This is a genomic window from Lachnoanaerobaculum gingivalis (assembly GCF_003862475.1).
Lineage (GTDB): Bacteria > Bacillota > Clostridia > Lachnospirales > Lachnospiraceae > Lachnoanaerobaculum > Lachnoanaerobaculum gingivalis.
Window position 1 is genome coordinate 910,881 of the sequence record NZ_RRCO01000001.1, and the last position, 18,423, is coordinate 929,303.

Consider the following 18,423-nt stretch of genomic DNA (forward strand, 5'->3'; position numbering starts at 1 on the left):
ACCTCTTATTCTATAACAAACCTCTTGGAGAAATCTCCAAGAGGCAATAATATTATTTATCCAAGTCAACTATCTGCTGATATAATTCTTTTTGATCAGTTGTGTTCTTTTCGATAACATTCTTTGTAGCTTCTTTCCAAGGTGTTTTGTCTGTAACTTCAACAACATTTACACCTGATGACTTAAGCTCCTCTAAAACCTTGTCCTCCGCCTTTTGAGCGATTTCTCTGTCTACCTCACCTACATACTTTCCTGCCTCAACAAGGACATCCTGCTGCTCAGGTGTAAGCTTGTCCCAAGCTTCATCAGTAATTACTACCTGGAATGCTCCCAGTGTATGACCGTCAAGGATGATGTTCGGTGCCACCTCAGGGAAAGCGTTTGACTTATAGTTTGTTATAGGCTGCTCCGCACCGTCTACAACACCTGTCTGAAGTGCTGAGTAAAGCTCGTTAAATGCAACTACTGTAGGAGATGCACCAAGTCCCTCAACCAATCCGTTCATTACAGGGTCGTTTGAAACTCTCATCTTCATTCCCTTTAAATCCTCAACAGAATTTACAGGATTCTTTGTAAAGAAATGTCTGAAACCTTCCTCACCATAGTACAAGCTCTTGATACCGAGGTTAAGATCTGATGTTTCCTCTAAGAACTCCTTTGACAAATCGCTGTCTACGAACTTCCAGAAATGCTCTCTTGAGTTAAATGTGTATGGTAATGAAAGAAGTGAAGCCTTCTTTGCGCCATAGCTTGTAAGAGCGAAAGCTGAGATTCTTGACATATCTACTGTACCTGTTCCTCCAAGCATTCCGTCAAGTACATCGTTCTCTGAACCGAGTACACCGCTTGCCTGAACATCGATATGAATCTTTCCTCCTGAAAGCTCTTCCACCTTCTCCTTGAATGCTGTACCGCACTGTCCTACGATTGTATCAAGCGGGTTTACCTCCGCATAAACCAAGGTTACCTCTGCACCCTCGCTAGTGCTGTCCGCCTTTGCAGCAGTTGTCTCTCCACTGTTTGCGGCAGTTGTTGTTGTCTCAGGACTTTTAAGTCCGCAAGCTGATAATGCTAATGTAGCGATTGCTAATGCAAAAAATCTCTTTTTCATTGTTCCTCCAAAAAATAAATACTTAAGACTAAAAGTCTTACATCTCTTTTATATATTCTATATTTAAGAAAAACTTATGTGAATGGTAATATTTTAATATAATGAGTAAATTTTTAATCTTTAAATTAAATGTTACCTCTGTACTCTGAAGGACTCATTCCCACCGCTCTTTTGAATACCTTTGTAAAGTAGTTTGAATCAGTATACCCCACACTTGCACCGACCTCTTTTATATTAAAACCGACATCCTTTAAAAGCACTTTTGCCTTATCTATTCTTACCTTTGTCAGATAGTTTATAAAAGTATCATCAAAGAGCTGTTTAAAAATCTTTGAAAAATATACATCGGAATATCCAAGTATACCAGCCACATCTCCGGCACTTATATCCCTCTTATAATTCTCTTTTATATATTTTTTAATTGCGCTTTTTTGTGACTCCTGTAAGTTCTCATTTACACTGTTTTCCAGACTTAATTCTTTTATATTTACTATGGCTTCACTGATAAGTCCTGTAAGTTTTTCATCCTTCCAGGGCTTTAAAAGATAATCAAACGCTTTTATATGCATAGCCTCTATAGCATAGTCAAATCTGTCATAGGCTGTTATAAAAATAATAATGCAATCGGGATTTTTCTCTCTGAGAAGCTTTGCCAACTCTATTCCGTTCATTCCCGGCATTTCAATATCCAAAAGTGCAATATTTATTTCTGTCTCATCGCTTATCTGTGCCGCCTGTTTTCCGTTACTTGCCATGAATATCTCAAGCTCATTTAAAAAAAACTTCTTAATTGTCTTTTCAAGTACCTTCAGCTCAAGATTTTCGTCATCCGCTATCAGTAAATTCACATTCTCTCCTTTCTCTAATCAGTTTGCGGTATCAGAAAATATACCACTGTCATTTTTCCTTCTTTTGAGTATATTCTCAAATCGCCTGTTTTATACATATTCTTTATACGTTTATAGATATTTCCGAAACCTATTCCGAGTTTTGCGGTAGGTCTCTCTCTCATAAAATCTTTCAACTGAGAGAGTCTTTCATCATTTATGCCGACACCTGTATCAGCCACGATGATATGAAGCATATCTTCCTTCTCCCATACTCTTATCACTACCTTGCCGCCTTCTTCTTTTTTGGAAATACCATGAACTATTGCATTTTCCACTATAGGCTGAAGTGAAAATGAAGGAATATAAACATTGCCGTTGTCAACTTTTGAAACTATATCGTATGAAACACGATCTCCGAAACGCATTTTCTGTATATACATATAGTCATTTACTATGCTCAGTTCTCTTTCAAGGCTTACCTGCTTTTCATCGGTCTTTAAGCTGTATCTGAATATATTTCCAAGCGCCCTTATCATATCCTCCGTTTCCTTGGCATCTTCCAGATTGGCTGATGCGGCTATGATATTTAGGGTGTTGAACAGAAAATGAGGGTTTATCTGATTTTTGAGCAGGTCAAATCTTGCCTCATTGAGCCTTTTTTCCATGTTCATCTTTTCCATGGCCTCTTTATGCAAAAGTTCCGAAAGCTCATATCTTTCCTCTAAACTTGAAATATATGCGGAGGTGGCATGCTTCATCTTGTTAAAGGCTTTTGTCAAATCTCCCATCTCATCCTTATTTCGTATTATGATATCCTTATCCGAAAAATCATTTTTGGTGATATTTTTTGATATCTCAACCATCCTGTTTATAGGTGAGATTATCAGAGCCTGTAACTTGAATGCCATATAAATTATCAATACTATGATAGGTATCAGTATTATCCCAAGTACAAGAGGCATTTTCTTAAAGAATTCGGCCCTCTTTTGATATATTGCATTGTTTTCACTGAGAGTAACATCCATCAGTCTTTCCCCATAGCTTATAAGATAATCCTGCATTTCATACACATTATATACTTTTTCTATAAAATCCTTAGCTTCATATTTATCATCTATTATTTCCTGTCTTTTGGCCGCATATACCGGATAACTGTTTTTTATACTCCATATTTTGGCATATCTTTCATTATCCATATGCATTATATCAAGTTCCAACTTATCAACTATTTCATCCGTTCTTTTGCAACTTGCCAACAATTCATCTATATTGTCCCTGTTTCTTATAAAGATGCTAAGGTTCGCCTTTTCCTTTGTCATCGCATCCTGTAACTCATAACAAAGTGATATCTCATTTATTATCTCACCGAAACCTGAAGAGGTGTATTCCACAACAAAAAAATCAAAACATAAATTCACTATCAATGCCGAAACTACGGCAATAATGAAAATACCGATTTTTACTTTTATCGATTGATTTAAAACTTTTTTTCTCATAAATGCCATCCTAAAAACATATAATAAAAGGATACTACAAAAAAAAATTTTCTTCCATAGTATCCCTCATTTATATATTATGTATTTCCAGTATATTTGATAATAAAAATCCCAAAAATGTTTTCTTTTTATATCTTATAAAATCACTGTATGCAAGCTTATACCCTCTCCCCCATGATGATATATAAAAAAATTCTTCTCCGTTTTCTTTTTTATAATCATAAATCAGCACATAATGCGCATATATCTTTGCTGTATTACCGGTTTGAATATCTGTAACCTCTATGCCCTTTTCCTTTTTTAAAAAAGATAAAAGGTCCGGTCCTACTCCGAGGATTACAGGCATCCCTGTCTTCAGACTTTTATTTACCTTTGAAAGTATATCGAAACCCAATCCCCATCTTGCTTTCAAAGAAAGTTTATTTTCTTTGAAATAAGAATTTATGCCTCTTGCAAGGGCAAATCCTGTAAGTCCCTTTATAATAGGTCTATCAAGGATATTTAAATACTTCCTGTAGACCATAAGTACAAAGGCTGTGAATGTATCTTTGCTGACTGTATTTTTGCTCTTGTATACAGACTTCCAAAAGCACATCAAAAAATTGCATATGGCAATTATTCCGCAACCGTATTCTTCTATATCCTTATACCCAAGGCTTAGAAACCAACCTTGATTTCCGCCTATATAAGATTTTTTATCATCTGTTATAAGAAGATCGTTTTCAATTGATCTACATGCTATGGTCGGCAAATGTGGCATCTCCCTCCCAAAGTACTGTCTTTCCTTCTTTAGCACTTTGTTTCACATCAATAATTCTCTGATTTGAACTTCCCCTAAATCTCAATGTAATATCGAAGAGCTCCTGTACAAACTCACCGTCCACAATCACATCACAAAGCGATAAGATTTTTTTTGTTTCATCAAAATAGGCTCTTCCGCCTGGAACAAGGTCCACATCATAAGTGTATCCGGAGTATATCCAAAGGCTTTTATAAGGATATCTTTTTTTAAACTCCTCTATAAACGGCAGTATTCCCTTCTGATTTGCCTTTTCCATAGGTTCTCCGCCAAGTATTGTAATTCCCGATATATACTCGGGCTCTACAGACTTTAATATATCTTCTATGGTTTCATCTGTAAATTCTTTACCGTATTTAAAATCCCATGCCGTCTCGTTAAAACAACCTTTACATGCATGTGTACAACCTGATACAAATAAAGAAGTCCTTACTCCCGGACCGTTTGCTATATCATCATATTTTATATTTGCATAATTCATTATAACATTTCAGCCATTTCCAAAAGGAGCTTCTTTGAATCTTCAAATCCCAGACATGGATCTGTAATAGATTTTCCGTATATATGCTCCTCAATTTTCTGGTTTCCCTCTTCTATATAACTCTCAATCATTACACCCTTTACAAAATTTCCTATCTCCTGTGAATATCTCATAGAGTGTAACACCTCTTTTACTATACGAACCTGCTCTTTATACTTCTTATTTGAATTTGAATGATTTGCATCCACAATAACGGCAGGATTTTTAATATCTCTTTCCATATAAAGATCTAAAAGAAGTCTAAGATCCTCATAGTGATAGTTTGGCAAACACTGACCGTGCTTATTTACCGCACCTCTCAGTATTGCATGTGATAAAGGATTTCCGTCAGTCTTTATCTCATAGTTTCTATAGATAAACTCATGTGACTGTTGTGCGGCATATATCGCATTGAGCATTACAGACATATCTCCGCTGGTAGGATTTTTCATACCTACAGGTACATCAACTCCTGATGATGTAAGTCTGTGCTGCTGATTTTCCACAGATCTTGCACCGACTGCAATATAGCTCATTAAATCGTCCAAGTATCCGAGATTATCAGGGTATAACATCTCATCTGCCGTAAATAATCCTGTTTCTTCTATAACTCTAAGATGCATCTTTCTGATTGCAATAATTCCCTCGTGTACATTGGGCTTTTTTTCAGGATTCGGCTGATGCAAAAGTCCCTTATATCCGTCTCCGTTGGTTCTCGGTTTATTTGTATAGACTCTTGGAATAACTATTATTTTATCCTTGACTTCCTCCGCCACTTTTGTAAGCCTGCTTGCATAATCAAGTACGGAATCCTCATTATCTGCAGAACAAGGACCTATTACAGCCAAAATTCTTTTGCTTTTTCCTGTGATTACATCCGCTATTTCTTTATCAAATTCTTTTTTCTTTGCCTCAAGTTCTTTACTTAAAGGATACTTATCTATGATTTCTTCCGGACTTGGTAGATTACTGATATATTTTATTCCCATAATTGCCTCTTTCATTATATATGTTTTGAACTTCAACAGCTCCAAACTTTATTATGTATTCTTTTCAGTTAAACGGTATCTCCATATAACATTTTAACAGTATAAATTAATCGTAAAAAATTATCAAGTCTTTATTACTTTAAAGTTCTAAACTTTAAATATTCAAAGTGCAAGCTTGATTCTTTTTAATTACTTTGTTATACTTCTTTTTATGAAATTTTATCAGCTGTAGCTGCAATAAATAAAGGATGGATATATATGAATTGTTATGATGAATTAAAGACAAGAGGACTTATTGCCCAGGTTACAAACGAAGAAGAAATCAGTAAAATGATAAATAACGGAGAAGCCACATTCTATATCGGTTTCGACCCTACAGCAGACAGCTTACATGTAGGACATTTTATGGCACTTTGCCTTATGAAGAGACTTCAAATGGCAGGCAACAAGCCTATCGCTTTGGTAGGCGGCGGTACCGGTATGATCGGTGACCCTTCAGGAAGAAGCGACCTTAGAAAAGTCCTTACAATAGAAGATATCGATCACAACTGTGAATGTTTCAAAAAGCAGATGAGCCGCTTTATCGAGTTCGGTGAGAATAAGGCCAGAATGGTAAACAATGCCGATTGGCTTAGAGATTTAAACTACATGGAGTTTATCCGTGATATAGGTCCGCATTTTTCAGTAAACAATATGCTCAGAGCAAAATGTTATGAAAACCGTATGGCAAACGGGCTCTCATTCCTTGAGTTTAACTATATGATACTTCAAAGTTTTGACTTCTATAAGCTTTTCCTTGACTACGGTTGCAATATGCAGTTCGGTGGTGACGATCAGTGGTCAAATATGCTTGGCGGTACTGAGCTTATCAGAAGAAAGCTTGGAAAAGATGCACATGCTATGACTATTACCCTTTTACTAAACTCAGAGGGCAAGAAAATGGGCAAAACCGTCGGCGGTGCTGTTTGGCTTGATCCAAATAAAACAACTCCTTTTGAGTTCTACCAGTACTGGAGAAATCTTCCTGATGCTGACGTTCTTACCTGCCTTAGAATGCTTACCTTCCTTCCTCTTGAGCAGATAGAGGAAATGTCTAAATGGGAAGGTGCCAAACTTAATGAAGCTAAGGAAATCCTTGCAATGCATCTTACAGAGCTTGTACATGGCAAGGAAGAGGCCGAAAAGGCAAATGCCGCAAGCAAGTCTCTATTTGTAGGCGGTGGCGATATGAGCAATGTTCCTACATATGTTTTGCAGGATGAGGATTACAGAGACGGTACTATAGATCTTTCAGGTGTGCTTGTAGTCAGCGGACTTTCAAAGACCAGATCCGAAGCCAGAAGAAATATCGAACAGGGCGGTGTTTCCATAGAAGGTGAAGTTATAAATGATGTAAAGAAAACTTTTACAAAAGAAGATTTTGCAGGCGAAGGACTTCTTGTTAAGAGAGGAAAGAAAAACTTCTGCAAGGTTAAATCAGAATAAAATTTTTTAAGGGGCTGTCGGGAAATGATAGTCATAAGAAAGGGTGGTGTAGCTCAAAATGAGTCACACCACCCTAAGTTTTTACATAAAAAAATAATATTTCAAAAAATCATCTTAAATGATCATTTGCTTCATATATATAAACAAATATATATAGAGCAAGTGTAAGAAAAAAACTTGATATTTCCAAAAATAAACTATCAACAATTATTCCTATTATACATACTGCCATTGAAGCAGCTATTCCAAAAAAGTAGATAGATAGTAGTTTAGAAATCTTATTATAATTATAATATCCTGCTTTCATATTTGCCAAGGCTCTGGATATATTATTATCTTTGCAAAATAAAAAATATAAGCCTAATACAAATGAAATTATTAAAATTATTATACATCTAAACATTTATGACCAACCCACAACATTCCAAATACTATAAGAAAACATTTCATTGTGAAACCATACTGCCAGTGCTTGAGTTTTCCATATTGTCATCTATCATATTCGACTTTTTGGCTGCAAACGAAAGCAGGCTCCCCTGTACTAAAATGGAGAGCAGCACTATAAAAAACACACTGTGAAAAATATCATATTCCGAAACGGTATTTAAGGTTGCCGTTATTGCGAAAACTATTGATAACGCTCCCCTAAATCCCGCCCAGGATATAAGAAATATCTGATTTAATCCGGCTTTAAACGGCAGCAGCAGTGACACCGTAAACGGTCTGGCAATAAGTGTGATAAAGACCGCCAAAATTAAGGCAGTCGGAGCTATCTGAGGAAGCCTTGAAGGATATGCAAGGAGTCCCAAAATGAAAAAAATAACTATCTGCATAAGTCCGGTGTTTGCCTGAAAGAATATTCAGCCACACACATAATAATATGACCAATGCCGTAATCAATAAAACTAAATTCATGCATCCTCCGTAAAAGGACTATGTTTTTGCAGATTTATCAAGCAGCCTGCTCTCCTCACTTGAAAATTCTCTGTCTGTAATAACTGCGGTGTAGTCGGAAAGCTCATTTATAATATGAAGTCCGTCTCTGTCAAACTTTGAATTGTCCACAGCCAGTATCGAAACCTTACACTGCTCTATCACAATTTTTTTTAAAAAAGCTTTTTCAATGGTGGGCGTCATTACCTGAAGCTTGTCATTAATACTTGCGGCTCCGAAAAAACCTATATCAAAAGAGAATTTTTTAATCATATCCATAGCATAGTAGCCGTATACGCTTTTTGTACTCTTTTGCACCGTGCCCCCGCATATTATGAGGTCACAGTCGGAATTTACAAGCAGGGAAGCTATTTCTATGTCATTTGTAACTATGGTAAGATTGTTTATATTCATTATATTTTTGGCAATCTCAAATGTTGTTGTGCCTGCGTCAAGGAATACCGCCATTCCGTCATGTACATACTTAGCCGCATTTGCGGCGATTTTTATCTTGCTTTCATGGTTTTTTATCCTTTTAGCTTCGTATGTGACTTCGGTTTTTCTCACCGCTCCGCCGTAGCATCTCTCAATAAGTCCGGACTCATCAAGCTTTTTCAAATCTCGGCGGATAGTCATTGTGCTTACCCCCAATGTTTTAGCAAGATATTCCACCTCTGCCACACCGCTTTCTCTGATAATATTTATAATTTCCAGCTGCCTTTCGCCACTTAGCATATATCCTTCCTCAATCCGGCAGGGGAGGTGAAACCAACCCTACTCGTCTGCGCTGGGGGCGTGCGCCTTTTGTCGCTAATGTCCTTTCGCCCCCGTGTGCATAAAAAACTCCACAGCATAGCAGTATCAAAAGCTCATACGGGCAGTGATTGCATATGTGTGGAGTTACCGCAAATTATTTTGTTGTTCACCATAACTGCCTGCTTATAGGGGCGAAAGCCACCGCTCCCGCCTGTATTGTAGTAACAGTATATCACAGGCTTTAATGGAAGAAAATACTTAATATCATTATTTCCGCAAAACCGACAGCCCAAGCTATCGTGGAGGTTATAGAGTAAGTCCTTATCTGATCTTTTGTGTCGCTGACACCCAAAGTCCTGTTGACCACCCAAAAATATGAATCATTAAAATAGCTGAAAAAAAGCGAGCCTACACAGCAGGCCAATGCCGCCATATACGGGTTTCCTCCCGACTCGGCAACTATGGCTGCCGTAATACTGGCCGCGGTAGTCATTGCCACGGTTCCCGAGCCTTGAATAAATCTTATCAAAGTAGCTATGACAAACGGAAGAATTACAATAGGAAGTCCTGAGCCTGCAAGGCCTTGCGCAATGTAGCTTCCGAGTCCGCTGTCCTTTATTATCTGTCCGAGTGCACCTCCGCCTCCGGTTACCAGCATAATAATACCTGCCGAAGCCATACCTTTTTCCATTTCCTTAAGTATCTGTTCTCTGGTAAGGCTCCTTCCCAATGTAAGTATTGCCAGCACAAGTCCTATACCGACGGCACATATAGGCGAACCTATAAACTGGAATATCTGCATATAACCCTCTTTCAGCTTCATAGCAGATGTAACGGTCGCGATCAGTATCAATACTATCGGAACAAGTATAGGGAAAAACGATTCCACGGTGCCGGGGATATTTTCAGCTTCAAGCTTAGCCTCTTGTGAGTAATCAGGCTTTTGATAAGGCATTCTCTTGTATCCGCTCTCTTCAGTTTCGTCAGGCAGCTGATAAATTTTTTTCCCGATATATCTCGCATATGCCGTACAGGCGAGCGTCATGGGAATTGCGAGGACAAAGCCTATAAGAATGAATTTACCCACATCTATTCCGTAAATACCCGCAACCCCGAGAGGCCCCGGTGTAGGCGGCACTAAGGAATGTGTTATAACCAGACCTGCCGCCAGTGCCGCTCCCAAGGAAATAACCGACTTTTTGGTAGCCCTTGATATAGCCTTGGCGATTGGCGCCAGAATAATAAATCCCGAATCACAGAATATAGGAATGGACACCATAAAGCCTGTTACAGCCAATGCCTCCTCTTCCCTGTTCTTACCGAACACCTTAAGGAAAGTAAGAGCCATTCTCTTAGCCGCTCCCGTCACTTCAAAAATCTGCCCCATAATAACACCGAAGCCTATAATTATACCTATAGAGCCCAGCGTATTACCGAAGCCTGTAGTAACGGAATTGATAATACCAAATGTTGCCCCGCTCTCCAGCTTCGTATTTTGCAAAGGCATGCCTCCTATGACACCGATAACGATTGCCGAGAGAATCAGAGCTATGAATGCATGTATCTTTGTTTTCAGTACAAGCACAATAAGAAGTATAATGCCTATAATAAGACCTATCAGCATTCTCTCACCGCTTAAACCACCAACCATAAAAACCTCCTTCTAATTATTGGAAACGAATTTATTCATTTCCTGATTTATGCACACGGGGGCGTAAGGACATCAGCGCCAAAAGGCGCCCGATCACCCGCAGCCGTCCTTTTACACAAAGGAAAGCCAATATTGCTTTCCTATATTTTCTTGAAATTCGGGGCATATTTTGCAGCCAATCTTATAGCCTCCACCATACTTACCGCATCCGCAATGCCTTTTCCTGCTATATCAAAAGCGGTGCCGTGGTCTACTGAGGTTCTAAGTATCGGCATACCGTTAGTAATAGCTATCGTTTTATTAAAATCAAGTGTTTTTGTTGCAATATGTCCCTGGTCATGATAAAGCGACAGCACACTGTTATATCTTCCCTGAGCAGCCTGATGAAATACCGAGTCTGCACCTATAGGACCCGTAACCGGATAACCTTTAGCCTGCATTTCTTCTACGGCAGGTGTTATTTCTTTCATTTCCTCATCGCCGAAAAGCCCATGTTCACCACAGTGAGGATTCAGTCCCGCCACAGCCATTTGCCTGTCATTTACTCCAAGGCGCTTTAGTGCCTCCAAACAGCGGACTATATAATCCTCTATTCTTTCCTTCTTTATCATATCCAGCATTTTTCTGAGTGAAACATGTCTGGTAAGAAAGAAAACCCTTAATCCGTTTGTTTCAAACATTGTCAGAGGATCTTTTGTATTTGTCAGAGCGGCAAATATTTCCGTGTGACCGATGAAAGGAACATTTCCGGCATGCAAAGACTCCTTGTTTATAGGGGTCGTAGCTACGGCGTCGGTCTCACCTGTGTTTGTAAGCTCTATAGCCCTTGCAATATATTCAAATGCAGCCTTGCCGCACATTCCACTTACTTTTCCGAATTCAAACCCGCTCATATCAACATTATTCAAATCTATGAGATTAAGAACCCCAAATTCATACTTTCCTTCAGCAGGCTTGGAAACGGTATTTATTTTCAACGGTACCTTTGTAATCTGTATAGCCTGCTCCATTATTTTTTTATCCCCGATAACTATGCAGTCGGCATAATCAAACGTCGCCTCATCCGCCAGTGCCTTGGCTGTAATCTCCGGTCCGATACCGGCAGGGTCTCCCATAGTAACTGCAATCAGTGCCTTTTTCATCTTTCCTCCTTTATTACATATATAGTTTTTCTTTCAGGTAGGTAATACAGCGGTTTGCCGCATCATCATCTCCTACCATTCCGCCCTTGGTGATTATCTTGATATCCGGAAAATCTCCCGACATCATCTCGGCATAAGCGGCAAGAGGCAGAACCTCATCTAACAGCCTTAGTCCGGTTGTATTAAATTTTTTGCACAGCGCCTGGGTGATATCGCCTCCGCTGCTGTATATACCCTTAAACGCGGGATTTTGCGACAATACATTATAACCTATCTGTGCGAATGCATCATTTATTCTTTCCGTCATTTTATCTGTATTATCATATCTGTCGGTATATTTACTGAAGTCAATTCTGTTTTCGGAATATATACCGTCTCCCACAGCAGTCAATATCTCATACTTTGAGGACTTTTCAAGCAGCTCATCACTTACTCTCTTTATTTCGGCATCTCGTATACCGTCGTTTTCCAGCATCAGTGATGATTTTATAAAAACATTGTATGCTGTTCTCTGATTCAGCCACAGCTCTTCCACCTGTGCCTTTGTAACCGGATTTACAGAACCTATAAGCGCAAGAATTTTGTGCTTTGTATCCTTTTTTACCGGCGTAATAAGCTTTCTTGCAATAGTAGCGGTAAAGACCCCGGGATCTACCGCCGCAAATTTCAGTCCTGAGGTTATGAGAGCATCGGCAATCAAATCCAAATCTCCCTGAGTAACACAGTCAAATACAAGTATACGATTTCCCTCATTAACAAGTTTTTTCATATGCTCCGCCAGTACATGCTTTCCGCTCATCATATCGTCAAGCTTTATCGAGCCAACCTTAAATTTGCTTTGCTGTCTGAAAATATCGGCTACATTGGAAGTTTTTACCGGACACTTGGGGTCAAGGGCAACAGATGTCTTATGTAGCGGCAAACCGTTTACCATGAGATATCCGCCCACAACCGTTCTGCCTGACTCCGGAAAACAGGGGGCGCTTATGGCTATGACATCATCTCCAAGCACATTAAGTATTGCATCGGTTTCGGCTCCGATATTTCCCCTCATAGTAGAATCAATTCTCTTTGCCCATACTTTAACTTCACTGTTAAAAAGAAGCTTTGCCGCATTATACACTCTGTTATATGCAAGCTCCTTATCAATGCCCCTGCTGTCTGTCGGGTACATCAGACAGTCGCAGCTGTCCGAGAGCGAAAGCTCCAGCCGTTCGGCATTCATCATTGTATAGGTATTGTAGTCCATTTTTTTCAACAATACGCCTGTAGCATTCGCACCGGTCAGGTCGTCCGCTATAACAATACACTTTGCCATTTCACCTCCAAAAATGTTTGCTTATGAAAATATTTCTGTTTGACTTTGTTTTTATTTGCGAAAATTATGTTTGACTTTGTTATTATTATATATTATTACGGTGGAATGTCAAGAATAAGATACTATTACCGAATTTTTCGGCAAATCGTAGTTGTCTGGGTCTTTGACAGTTTGTTTGCCTAAATAGGCATAAAAAAAGTCCTGTAACCCGCATATAACCTACACTTCTCACTTGAAATTTTTGTCAAAATATTCGTTTTAATATATTGTACTAACTATTATTTTGAGATTGAGGATGAAGATGGCATTAAGAGATATGGCAAAGGCAAGGAACATAGACCAAACCCTATAATACAAATGAACAAACCTCTATTAAACCACTTGAAGAAAAAATTTTAAAAGAGTTTGATTGTCAAAAGTTTATTTACTGTAGTGATACCGGACTTGGTTTGGAAAAAATAAGAAAGCACAATCATATGGGTGAAAGAGGCAGTACCAAAAAAGAAAGAAGAAATCCTAATGATCCGGCCAGGTTTCTTGGTAGTATTGCAGTAACTGATGATGGTGAAACAGCAAATGTATATAACTGTCTTAATACAGAAAAAATAGATGAGGAAGCCAAGTATGATGGTATGTATGACGTCTCAACAGACCTACTTGACGATAATGTAAGTGAAATACTAAGTATAAGTGAAAAGCGTTGGCAAATAGAAGAATGCTTTAGAATTATGAAAACCGAGTTTGAAGCAAGACCTGGTTGGAAACATTTTTATTTGAATAAGTTTCAATATCCGCTTAAAATCAATGTTTTCCCACGTTTTCAGAAAGAAATATTTCATCTAATTTGAGTAACTTTCAATTGAATGGTGTGAATTTTACCCTAAAAATACACGAATTGAGCTAGAATTTACTAAAAAGTTCACACCATTTAAATTGTTATTGTTTTGTACATGATAAATTGCAAGAATAAGTGCAACACCGTTTTTTCTCTGATTAAGTGAGTATCTATCAAGCTGTTTGATTTAACTCAAACAGCTTTTTTGCGGACTGATAGCCATGAATTTGTCTGAGCCTTTCATTGATATCCTTTTTATAGTCTTCTAAAAGTGTCGGATTTAGTTCTTACAAACTAAAACAATGTCTCTGGTATTCATACTGTCTAATGCCCCTACTATCTTTGTTCATCTTGATAGAAAAAACAAAGTAATGGTCACGACCGTCTAAAGATTTGCTTTTGTTTAGTTTAAAATAGTTTTTCAAACTTTAAAACATACTTATCTTCTTCAGTAAACAAAAACACCCCTATACCAAGCTTGTAGCTAGTGCAATTCAAGCCAATAAGCATAGAGATGTAAAACTATTACGCATTAAAACATGATTAGTTATTAAAGAATAACAATTGTGTACGAAATGTCTCAATTAGTTTTCGCTAGTAAATATCATTTCCAACAAACACCCTCTCAATTCCTCATCCTGATGATGCAAGATATTCATTAACTCATGAGAATTTTTCGCATTGATGAATTGATTTAACAATCTATCTTTTAATTCATTCGGTACTTCGACATCGTGTACACCCTTTACCTTCGGAAGTTCCCGACTAACTAATGGGGATTTGTTTAAGCTTCGTTGGAGTTTCTCCTTCGCCAAATATTGGTCAAAGTTGCTGGATTCTCTCGCAAGCCTGCTTTCTTCTATATTCTTTAGAATCTGCTCTCGGTTATACTTCGGTACTCCGACATCTACTTTCACCTTATTGAGACTAAACTTGCTAGTTGATGAAAAAGCTGTATACCCTCCTATCAGGTTCCCTAAAAAGTTTGCGGTTTGAGCGTCTTCTTCGCTTCCACCTAGAAACTTGGTCCCATGATAGACAAACTGACCAGCTGTATAGAGATTCATTTCTCCTAGAATACAACATAATTATACAAAGTCTAGTTGAATAGTTTGATTGCTCTCCATTTTTTTAGCTGTATTAATAATATTTTCTATTTCTCTTTGAGTTATCGGAAGGTCCTCATGAGGTGGCTCCCATTGTGTCATACTATCTTTATAAACAACAAATTTTTTATTGATCAGCAATTCTCCTTGTGCTTTTAAGAGGAAACCATTCTCTAAATCAAAAGTAATTGTTGATCTTGTTCCTGTAATTTTCATTTCTACCTCTCGAATATAATTTTTTCTACCCCTGTTTTAGGATCTATTGTTGTAGTCTTAGTAACATTTGGATTGGCCTTCAATCTTGGTAGTTCGATGTTTTCCCAAATATTTCCTGGTCGTAGTTCGCTACCAACTACAGCTCTTATTTCACCAGATACTTGCTCTGCGTATACATTCGAAGCTTCCTCCCAAGCTGTTACACTTGAAGGAGTATTAAAATCCCATTCAGGCATTACAATATTCGTATCATCAATCGTAGATCTAATGTAACTCCTCTCCATATAATCAAGTGTTTTTTTAATAAATTCAATACTTTTTGATACCTGTCATTGAATAGAACTAAGGTTATGGAGTGATCTTTACCTCATACAGGGCAGATATATAGTAATAATGGGTGCACCAAATAAAACGTCATCACTATTCGTTCTAAATGGCCTCGATGTGTACCCATCCCTATATGGCAGCTCACCTCTCATGTCCAACAGGATTATCCTCCTTACGGTGGGTCCTCACTTCCTTCGTTCTGCCTGTCCATAACCAGGGTGCCAGCTTAGCTATTCATCAGGGTCATGCCCTTTGGAGAAAATTCCTGCCGGCTACCAGCTCATTCTTTGTACTTTCATCACTGATCCAAACACTACGATTACAGCACCTTTCGGTGGACGCTTCCTATAATCATTATGGTTGTTCTTTATTGCTCGGTTATGCAGCCTTTAACTGCTCTCCCGGACGTCGAATATCTTTCAACATCTTTGATGCATCATAACTGATTCCCTTGGTAAGGATCACATGGAATACTCTTATCAGCTTACATGCTACTGCTATCAGCGACTGCATCTTTTTCAATGGATTCTTTTCCCTGGTAGTATAATATCTGTGGATTTCTTTGAATTCTTCATTCTTTCCCACCACCGATATCGCTGCCTCAAAAAGTAGATATCTGAGACGCTTGCGTCCTCTTTTGCTTATCTTTGTTTTTCCGTCGTGCTTACCGGAACTATCTGCCACCAGTTCCAATCCTGCAAGTTTCTGAAGTTCTTTCGTGCTATCAAAGCGCGTGATATCACCAACTTCTGCTATGAAACCAGCTACGGTTGTTATTCCTATACCTTTTATTTCAAGCAGCTTATCCGCATACCTGACCTGTTGGCACAGTTCTTTGATCAGGTCATTGACCCGTTCAAGGCGTTTTGTCTGGAGTTCATAATCCTCTATCAGATCCTGTATCTCCATCCGAGCTTCTGTAAGACCTGCTTTTAATCCTATGCTTTTCATGGCTGCATTCAGGATCAGCATAGCCTTCTTATGCCCATTTCCTCGGAGTTTAGCGTCTTTCCATATCTTTATGATACCTTCCACTCCTAGTCTTACTATCTCCTCAAGAGTTGGTGCCTGCTTTAACACCAGCAGCCCTCCCTTGGCATCTATGTGTGTATAAATCCCCTTATATTCCAGGAAATACACTGCAACCCACTTCTGCAGACGGTTCTTCGCCCTTGTCTGTTCTTCTACAAGCACAAACCGGCGGTTTGACGCATTCCGCAGTTCTGCATATACACCTGTCGGCATATATGAATAAAAATATCGTCCATCCCTTACAAGCCCTGCAATAACACGAGGATCTTTTCTGTCATTTTTAGATGGACTATTGTCATCTAATTCTTTGGTCTTATGCACATGGTGCGGATTTACCATCACAAACTTTATGTTCTTTTCACCCATGAACTGCCCAAGATCAAACCAGTAGTGACCGGTTGGCTCTATTCCTACCAGTGCATCTTTAAGTTCATTTTTCTGCATCAGTTCCACAACCGAATTGTAAAAGCTGTTGAATCCCTCCATAGAGTTTGAAAACGCTACAGGCTTTCTGGTAAGTTCTATGCCTCTCCAGTTAAAAGCTCTGAAATAATGCTTTTCACTGCCAACATCAATGCCGACAATCATTGTTGTTTCTTTTACTTGTTCAATCTTCTTATTTTGTGTAGAATTCATTTGTAGATACCTTCCTTATTCCGCTCATTTGCTAACTGGCCGGTCAGCAATGACAGTTTAACTTAGGTATCTATTTTTGTAAAATCATTTACTTTCTACACTTTGAATTATACAGGAAGCTCCTTTATTTTTTGCTATTTTTTTCGCAACATCCATGCCTCCAATGCCATCTGTTCGTCCTGACCAGAAAAAAGCCGTATCTGGATCAGTTTTCAATCTACCTCTTATTAACTCAACATCAAAGTCAGTTTGAGTAAAATCTATTTTTGAATATCGATTTGAAAAAACAGAATTATAACTATAAAAATATACTTACTTTATTTTATCATAATTCTTAGCTAATTAAAATCAAACAAAAAGGATTTAGTCTTATAAAGCATTCAACTAAATCCTTTGGTTTAATCATCTTATTCTTCGACCATTTGTTTACATAATGCACATTTCATTGTTTTACTCTTAATCCACAATTGTATAATCTTCGCTTTTCAGTGATTCCAAGACTTTTTTTACAAATTGCATTGACATCAATCCTTCAATCTTAGAGCCATGGGTTTGGAAATTTTCGTCGATTTCTTAAATTTCTAATTCTGTATTGCTTTCGGCAATTTTCTCAGAAACGGGTGAATGAAAACTATATTCCCCAATTTCGTAATATAAGAAATATAGATATTTTTTTGTTCCTAGATGATAATCAAAAAACTCGATCTCCATATCTTTATCGTAATCATAGTAACTATTTTTTCCAAAAAATATCATTAGTTTTTTCTTTCAACAATTTCTCATAGTTTTTTTCATAACTATATACTCTTTTTTTCTTTTCGCCAATGAATTGTTTGTGGATCAGATTCGGGGTAAATACTTTCAAAAATTCTTCTTTTAGTTGATAGTATTTCCCCATTTCCTCTTCCGCTTTTTCAATATTACTCTCCAAATGCTGATGGGACCTTCCATTTTTGTATTCTTTAATTTTATCACGATAATTTTTAGCTCGTTTATTCACAGAATATACACATTCTGCAATAATTTCATTGGTAATTTTTTTCTCATTGATCAAATCATTATACAGCTTTGGAGTTTTCATTTCATTATCCCTTTCGAACTTTCTCTTACTATCAGATATTTAAAAAATAATTCACTTGTTTTATTGTAGAGGCTGTCGGGAAATGGCAGTCATAACTTAGGGAGGAGTAACTCAAAATGAGTCGCTCCTCCCTAAGTTTTTACATAAAAAAAGATGGCTA

19 protein-coding genes and 2 pseudogenes are annotated in these 18,423 nt (G+C 37.9%); 2 read left to right on the forward strand and 19 right to left on the reverse strand.

Annotated features, from left to right (window positions below):
* Window positions 1–52 precede the first annotated feature (52 nt).
* The 6 genes from dctP to EHV10_RS04250 all read right to left on the reverse strand — a co-directional run bounded on the left by dctP (window position 53) and on the right by EHV10_RS04250 (window position 5,745).
* On the reverse strand, window positions 53–1,111 hold the full coding sequence (dctP, locus tag EHV10_RS04225; protein ID WP_128673553.1) for a TRAP transporter substrate-binding protein: 1,059 nt from the start codon (window positions 1,109–1,111) through the stop codon (window positions 53–55).
* 125 nt (window positions 1,112–1,236) lie between these two features.
* Window positions 1,237–1,959 (reverse strand): response regulator transcription factor, encoded by a 723-nt coding sequence (locus tag EHV10_RS04230; protein ID WP_128673554.1) that lies wholly within the window; start codon window positions 1,957–1,959, stop codon window positions 1,237–1,239.
* 14 nt (window positions 1,960–1,973) lie between these two features.
* Window positions 1,974–3,437 (reverse strand): sensor histidine kinase, encoded by a 1,464-nt coding sequence (locus EHV10_RS04235; RefSeq protein WP_128673555.1) that lies wholly within the window; start codon window positions 3,435–3,437, stop codon window positions 1,974–1,976.
* Between the two features lie 70 nt (window positions 3,438–3,507).
* Window positions 3,508–4,197, reverse strand: a complete 690-nt coding sequence (locus EHV10_RS04240; protein ID WP_207667120.1) for a hypothetical protein — start codon at window positions 4,195–4,197, stop codon at window positions 3,508–3,510.
* A complete protein-coding gene (gene nrdG / locus EHV10_RS04245; protein WP_128673556.1) occupies window positions 4,169–4,717 on the reverse strand; it encodes an anaerobic ribonucleoside-triphosphate reductase activating protein in 549 nt (182 codons plus the stop codon). Before nrdG ends, EHV10_RS04240 begins: the two co-directional genes overlap by 29 nt.
* The gene (locus EHV10_RS04250; protein WP_128673557.1) at window positions 4,717–5,745 is read right to left on the reverse strand and encodes a 3-deoxy-7-phosphoheptulonate synthase; all 1,029 of its coding nucleotides are present in this window, start codon (window positions 5,743–5,745) and stop codon (window positions 4,717–4,719) included. The genes nrdG and EHV10_RS04250 overlap by 1 nt, the downstream gene beginning before the upstream one ends.
* Before the next feature lie 258 nt (window positions 5,746–6,003).
* Here EHV10_RS04250 and tyrS point away from each other — a divergent pair, with 258 nt between their 5' ends.
* Window positions 6,004–7,230 carry a tyrosine--tRNA ligase gene (gene tyrS, locus EHV10_RS04255; RefSeq protein WP_128673558.1) on the forward strand — a complete coding sequence of 409 codons (1,227 nt, stop codon included), beginning with the start codon at window positions 6,004–6,006 and terminating at the stop codon, window positions 7,228–7,230.
* Window positions 7,231–7,676: 446 nt separating this feature from the next.
* On the opposite strand, the gene EHV10_RS04260 is transcribed toward tyrS, so the two are convergent.
* The 5 genes from EHV10_RS04260 to EHV10_RS04280 all read right to left on the reverse strand — a co-directional run bounded on the left by EHV10_RS04260 (window position 7,677) and on the right by EHV10_RS04280 (window position 13,030).
* Window positions 7,677–8,063, reverse strand: a complete 387-nt coding sequence (locus tag EHV10_RS04260) for a cation:proton antiporter domain-containing protein (RefSeq protein ID WP_128673559.1) — start codon at window positions 8,061–8,063, stop codon at window positions 7,677–7,679.
* Between the two features lie 100 nt (window positions 8,064–8,163).
* A complete protein-coding gene (locus EHV10_RS04265) occupies window positions 8,164–8,898 on the reverse strand; it encodes a DeoR/GlpR family DNA-binding transcription regulator (protein WP_128673560.1) in 735 nt (244 codons plus the stop codon).
* A gap of 262 nt (window positions 8,899–9,160) precedes the next feature.
* Complete coding sequence (locus EHV10_RS04270; protein WP_128673561.1) at window positions 9,161–10,570, reverse strand: GntP family permease; 1,410 nt, start codon at window positions 10,568–10,570, stop codon at window positions 9,161–9,163.
* Between the two features lie 140 nt (window positions 10,571–10,710).
* Window positions 10,711–11,712 (reverse strand): 4-hydroxythreonine-4-phosphate dehydrogenase PdxA, encoded by a 1,002-nt coding sequence (gene pdxA / locus EHV10_RS04275; RefSeq protein ID WP_128673562.1) that lies wholly within the window; start codon window positions 11,710–11,712, stop codon window positions 10,711–10,713.
* A gap of 13 nt (window positions 11,713–11,725) precedes the next feature.
* A complete protein-coding gene (locus EHV10_RS04280; RefSeq protein WP_128673563.1) occupies window positions 11,726–13,030 on the reverse strand; it encodes a four-carbon acid sugar kinase family protein in 1,305 nt (434 codons plus the stop codon).
* 255 nt (window positions 13,031–13,285) lie between these two features.
* On the opposite strand from EHV10_RS04280, the pseudogene EHV10_RS15205 reads away from it, so the two are divergent.
* A pseudogene (locus EHV10_RS15205) lies at window positions 13,286–13,785 on the forward strand (IS1634 family transposase); the annotation flags it as partial.
* Between the two features lie 253 nt (window positions 13,786–14,038).
* On the opposite strand, the pseudogene EHV10_RS14695 reads toward EHV10_RS15205, so the two are convergent.
* The 8 genes and pseudogenes from EHV10_RS14695 to EHV10_RS14705 form a co-directional block, all read right to left on the reverse strand.
* Window positions 14,039–14,152 (reverse strand): annotated as a pseudogene (locus EHV10_RS14695) (IS30 family transposase); the annotation flags it as partial.
* The gene (locus EHV10_RS15510; protein WP_408610082.1) at window positions 14,153–14,290 is read right to left on the reverse strand and encodes a DUF5960 family protein; all 138 of its coding nucleotides are present in this window, start codon (window positions 14,288–14,290) and stop codon (window positions 14,153–14,155) included.
* Window positions 14,291–14,449: 159 nt separating this feature from the next.
* Window positions 14,450–14,932 (reverse strand): hypothetical protein, encoded by a 483-nt coding sequence (locus EHV10_RS14700; protein ID WP_207667121.1) that lies wholly within the window; start codon window positions 14,930–14,932, stop codon window positions 14,450–14,452.
* A gap of 21 nt (window positions 14,933–14,953) precedes the next feature.
* Window positions 14,954–15,187, reverse strand: a complete 234-nt coding sequence (locus EHV10_RS04295; protein ID WP_128673564.1) for an Imm74 family immunity protein — start codon at window positions 15,185–15,187, stop codon at window positions 14,954–14,956.
* Window positions 15,188–15,189: 2 nt separating this feature from the next.
* A complete protein-coding gene (locus tag EHV10_RS04300) occupies window positions 15,190–15,423 on the reverse strand; it encodes a hypothetical protein (RefSeq protein WP_128673565.1) in 234 nt (77 codons plus the stop codon).
* 469 nt (window positions 15,424–15,892) lie between these two features.
* Window positions 15,893–17,182, reverse strand: coding sequence for an IS110 family RNA-guided transposase (locus EHV10_RS04305; RefSeq protein ID WP_128673566.1), 1,290 nt, complete (start codon window positions 17,180–17,182; stop codon window positions 15,893–15,895).
* 84 nt (window positions 17,183–17,266) lie between these two features.
* Window positions 17,267–17,398 carry a hypothetical protein gene (locus tag EHV10_RS15105; protein ID WP_279221799.1) on the reverse strand — a complete coding sequence of 44 codons (132 nt, stop codon included), beginning with the start codon at window positions 17,396–17,398 and terminating at the stop codon, window positions 17,267–17,269.
* Between the two features lie 517 nt (window positions 17,399–17,915).
* Entirely contained in the window at window positions 17,916–18,263 is a 348-nt protein-coding gene (locus tag EHV10_RS14705) for a hypothetical protein (protein WP_207667122.1), read from the reverse strand.
* Window positions 18,264–18,423 lie beyond the last annotated feature (160 nt).